Source organism: Lentzea aerocolonigenes (assembly GCF_000955955.1).
GTDB lineage: Bacteria > Actinomycetota > Actinomycetes > Mycobacteriales > Pseudonocardiaceae > Lentzea > Lentzea aerocolonigenes_A.
Genome location: NZ_JYJG01000593.1, coordinates 1 through 5,031, shown reverse-complemented (window position 1 = coordinate 5,031; position 5,031 = coordinate 1). Strand labels below are relative to the sequence as shown.

3 protein-coding genes are annotated in these 5,031 nt (G+C 68.8%); all 3 read right to left on the bottom strand.

The window, feature by feature from the left end:
* Window positions 1-31 precede the first annotated feature (31 nt).
* The 3 genes from UK23_RS47695 to UK23_RS47685 all read right to left on the bottom strand — a co-directional run bounded on the left by UK23_RS47695 (window position 32) and on the right by UK23_RS47685 (window position 4,853).
* Entirely contained in the window at window positions 32-1,201 is a 1,170-nt protein-coding gene (locus UK23_RS47695) for a GNAT family N-acetyltransferase (protein ID WP_045318499.1), read from the bottom strand.
* A 121-nt stretch (window positions 1,202-1,322) separates the two neighbouring features.
* On the bottom strand, window positions 1,323-2,018 hold the full coding sequence (locus UK23_RS47690) for a DUF4333 domain-containing protein (RefSeq protein ID WP_045318498.1): 696 nt from the start codon (window positions 2,016-2,018) through the stop codon (window positions 1,323-1,325).
* A gap of 96 nt (window positions 2,019-2,114) precedes the next feature.
* A complete protein-coding gene (locus UK23_RS47685) occupies window positions 2,115-4,853 on the bottom strand; it encodes a DEAD/DEAH box helicase (RefSeq protein WP_045318497.1) in 2,739 nt (912 codons plus the stop codon).
* Window positions 4,854-5,031 lie beyond the last annotated feature (178 nt).

Sequence of the window (5,031 nt, the reverse complement as noted above, 5' to 3'; positions counted from 1 at the left end):
GCCCAGGTCAGCGCGACCTAACGAAGTACTACTAGAAGAAGGTGCCGCAGAACGGCTTCTGAGGCACGGCGAACAGCGCGTCGGCCTGGTCGAAGCTCGCGCCGACGATCCGTTTGGTGGCCGCGAGCTGCGAGAACGTGGTGTCGCCGAAGTACACGGCGCCGAGCAGTTCGACCGAGATCGTGATGTCAGCCGGGGCGTCCACGCGCCCGGCACCGTCCGGCGTCACCCGGTAGCGGCCGTCGTTGGCGGGCAGCAGCTTGTCCTGCACCTCGATGACGACGGGTTCCGCCGCGCCGTACGTGCGGGCCTGGAGCATGCGCTCGACGTCGACCAGCCGCAGCCAGATCTCGTCGTTGATGTCCTCGGTGTACACGACGCGCGGGTCCTCGAACAGCCACGACACCGGCTCGTCGAGCGGGATGTCCGCCTCGATCTTGTCGACGAGGTCCAGTCGCGCCGCGTAGATCCACAGGTCGCGCCACGCGTCGTCGTTCGCCCACACCATGTCCTTGACGGACATCTGGTGCTTGAAGTCCTTCACCTCGGACACCTTGTAGGTGAGGAAACCATCGTCGCCGTCAGGTCCACTGTGGACGACCGTGACCGAGTTCTCCGCGTGGGACCTGCGGTCGCGCTCGCGAGCCCACCAGCCCGTCCACCGCCCGATCTGACCCGGCCGCGTCAACCCGATGGTCTCGTGCAGTTCCGGCAGCAACTTGTCGGCGGTGTCGGCGTCGATCATCCGCACCCGCCCGGCCATCTCACCCGCGACCACAGCACGCTTCGCATCGATCTCGACCGTCCGCCACCGCCCCGCCAGGCCGTAGCCGAAGCGGCCGTAGATGCGCCCCTCGGAAGCGCGCAGCGTGGCGACAGGATCAGGCAGCTTCTCGAGTTGCTCGCGCATCAGGGCGGTCAGCACACCACGGCGCGTGTAGTCCGCGCGCACGCCCACACGTGAGACGGCCGCGTGCGGCACAACGGCGCCACCAGGCACCACAAGAGAGGAGCCGTACGACTGGGTAGTCCCGATCATCTCGTCGCCGTCGAACGCGGCGAACACCCGATCGGGTTCGTACGAGGGGAGAACGACCTGCCACTGCTCGTCGTTCGGAATCGGCATGTGCATCGCGCGCCGGAACACCGCGGTGTGGGTGCGGAACTGCGCTTCGTCGTGGAGAACGCGGATCTCGGTCACGCCCGCGATCGTCGCTCACGCACGACCGCGGCCGCATCCCAGTTTCCCGCTCGGACGACCGTGCCGAACGCGAAAGCCTCCCCCGCTGACTTCTCGGGGGAGGCTTCCGGAGCGTGTGGGATCAGCCCGTGGGCTGGCCCACCTCGTACTCGCCGTCCTCGGTCTTGACGACGATCTTGACCTTCTTGTCCTTGCCGCCGACCTGGACCTTGCACTCGAACGAGGTGTTGGGCTTGACCTCGTTCTCACCGCTGCAGGTCGCGCTGCCGACGTCGGAGATCTTGTACTCGTCCTTCAGGATCTGGACGATGCCGGTCTGCACGGCGGTGTTGTCGAAGATCTTCTTCTTGAAGAAGGCCGGCGACACGAACCCGGCGAACAGCACACCACCGACGAGCAGCACCACGACGACCGCGGCGACCCAGATGGCCGCGCTGGACTTCTTCTTCTGCGGCACGGGGGCGCCGTAGCCCGGCTGCTGCCCGTACGGGTTGGGCTGCTGGCCGGGGTACTGCTGGGTCTGCTGGCCGTACGGGTCGCCCTGCACGGGGGTGCCGTACGGGTTCGACTGGGGCTGCTGCGGGGGCACGCCGTACTGCTGCGTCTGCTGCTGCGACGGATCGAAACCGGGGTACGGCTGCTGCTGCCCGGGCTGGGGCTGCGGCGGGCCGTAGGGGTTCTGAGCCGGGAAGCCGCCGGACGGTGTGCCGGGAGGGAAACCGCCACCGTAGGGCTGCTGCGGCTGTTGCGGCTGCTGCGGCTGGCCCCAGGGCTGCTGCGGATCGTTCCCTCCGGACGGTCCGTACGGGCTGCTCATCTGTCGACCTCCGTGTGTACGACGTTGCGGCGCGATCCAACCACACCGTTGACGTCAGTCTTTACTCCGACTCGCAAAACCTTCGTCAGCTCCACATCACATCATCGCCACAACTCCGTGCCGCAGCGCGTCGACCGCCTTGGCCGCGGCCGCACCGACCGGGTCCTGGCGGCCGAGCACCTCACGGATCTGGTCCAGAAGGTCGATCACCTGACGGCACCAACGGACGAAGTCGCCTGCTCCGAGCTCGTTCCCGCCCGCCTCGGCCGCGCTGAGCACCTTCTCCAGCGACTCGCCGCGCGCCCACCGGTACACCGGCCACGCGAAGCCCGGATCGGGCTGGCGGGTGATGCGCTCCAGCTTGTGGCGGCGCTCGTCGTCCTCGATCTCCGCCCACAACCGCACCGTCTTGAGCATCGCGTCCGCCACCGGACCCTGCGGCAACCGCGCCTCGACCGGACCGTCCCGCCGCGCCTCGTAGACCAGCGACGACACGACGGCGGCGAGCTCCTCCGGCTTGAGACCCTTCCACACGCCGGTGCGCAGGCACTCGGCCGCGAGCAGGTCGGACTCGCTGTAGAGCCTGGTCAGCCGCTTGCCGTCGTTCGTCACCTCGTCGGCCTCGCTGAGGTAGCCGCGCTCGCGCAGCAACGCCCGGATGCGGTCGAACTGACGCGCCAGCGAGTGCGTGGTCGCGGCGACCTTGCGCTCCAGCTGCTCGGTCTCGGCCAGCAGCCGGTGGTACCGCTCACCCCACCGCGCGTGGTCCTCGCGCTGGTCGCAGCCGTGACACGGGTGCGCGCGCAGGGCCCGGCGCAGCGTCGCGAGCTCCGGGTCGTCGGCCGCCGTGGTCGCCTTGCGGCCGCGGGACGGCACGGTGATGCCGGTGTTGCGGATGGTGGCCGCCAGGTCGCGCCGCGACTTGGGCGACCGCACGTCCACCTGCTTGGGCAACCGGATGTGGCCGAGCACCTCGACCGGCGCCGGGAAGTCGGCGCTGGTGAGCCGCCCGGACCAGCGGTCCTCCGTCACGACCAGCGGCCGCGCCTCGCCCAGCGGTTCGATGCCGGGGTCGATGACGACCGCGAGACCACTGCGCCTTCCGGACGGCACCGCGATCACGTCGCCCTTGCGCAGCGTCTCCAGCGACTTGGCCGTCTCGATGCGGCGCGCGTTGGTGTTCTGCTTGGCGAGCTGCTTCTCCCGGTCCGCGACCCTGCGGCGCAGCGACGCGTACTCCGTGAAGTCGCCGAGGTGGCACGTCATCGACTCCGAGTAGCCCGCGAGCGCGTCCTTGTTGCGGTCGATCCGGCGCGCCAGCCCGACCACCGACCGGTCCGCCTGGAACTGCGCGAACGACTGCTCCAGGATCTCGCGCGCGGCCGAGGCACCCAGCTGGTGCACGAGGTTGACGGCCATGTTGTAGCCCGGCCGGAAGCTCGACCGCAGCGGGTACGTGCGCGTGGAAGCGAGACCGCCGACCGCCTTGGGGTCGATCCCGGGCTGCCAGACGACGACCGCGTGCCCCTCGACGTCGATGCCACGCCTGCCGGCACGTCCGGTGAGCTGCGTGTACTCCCCCGGCGTCAGGTCGACGTGCGCCTCGCCGTTGTACTTCACGAGCTTCTCGAGCACGACCGTCCGCGCGGGCATGTTGATGCCGAGAGCAAGCGTCTCGGTCGCGAACACGACCTTGACCAGCCCGCGGACGAACAGCTCCTCGACCGTCTCCTTGAACGCGGGCAGCAACCCGGCGTGGTGCGACGCGATGCCCCGCTCCAGCGCCTCCCGCCACTCCCAGAACCCCAGCACGGTGAGGTCGGCCTCTGGCAGCTCGCGCGTCTTCTCGTCGATGATCCGGCGAACCTGCTCGGTCTCCTCCGGCGTGTTGAGCCTGAGACCCGCCCGCGCGGTCTGCGCGACCGCCGCGTCACACCCGGCCCTGCTGAAGACGAACACGATCGCGGGCAACAGGTTCGCGTGGTCGAGCCGCTGGATCATGTCGATGCGCGACGGCGGCTTGTACCCGCTGTTGCGCGTCGGCCGCCCCGTGTTGCCCCGGTTGCGGTTGCGGTTGAACGGCACGTGGTAGCGCGCGAGCTCCTCGGTCTTGCGCAACACCTGCACGTTGATCCGCGCATGCGTCTCGTCGCCCTCGAACAGGTCGAACATCTGGCTGCCGACCATCATGTGCTGCCACAGCGGCACGGGCCGGTGCTCGTCGACCACGACACTCGTGTCGCCGCGCACCTCGACCAGCCACTCGCCGAACTCCTCGGCGTTGCTGACCGTCGCGGACAGACCGACCACCTGCACGTGCTCCGGCAGGTGCAGGATGACCTCTTCCCACACGGGCCCGCGGAACCTGTCCGCCAGGTAGTGCACCTCGTCCATGACGACGTACGCCAGTCCGTCCAGAGTGGACGAACCCGAGTACAGCATGTTCCGCAGCACCTCGGTCGTCATCACGACCACGGGCGCGCCACCGTTGACACTCGTGTCACCCGTCAGCAGGCCGATGCTCTCCGCCCCGTACCGCGCGGTGAGGTCGGCGAACTTCTGGTTGCTGAGCGCCTTGATCGGGGTGGTGTAGAAGCACTTGCGGCCTTCGGTCAGGGCCAGGTGCACGGCGAACTCGCCCACCACCGTCTTGCCGGCACCGGTGGGCGCGCACACGAGCACTCCGTGACCGTCCTCCAGGGCCTCGCAGGCCTGGCGCTGGAACGGGTCCAGCTCGAACGAGATGACGGAGCCGAAGTCGGTCAGCTTGGGCCGCTGGGCGTTGCGCCTGGAGTGGGCGTAGGCCTCGGCCGGGGACCGCGAAGCACTTGACACCCCTTCAGGCTTTCACATCGCACCGACAATCGCCGCCGACATTGATTAACTTCAGGAGTCACTGAAGCTACTGAGCATGGCGTGGACACTGACGTCACGTTCCAGCGCAGGCGCGTGGGCGCCGTACGAGCCAGGTCATTTCATCGCCGCTTCGCGACGATTGCGATTGGGGCTTGAC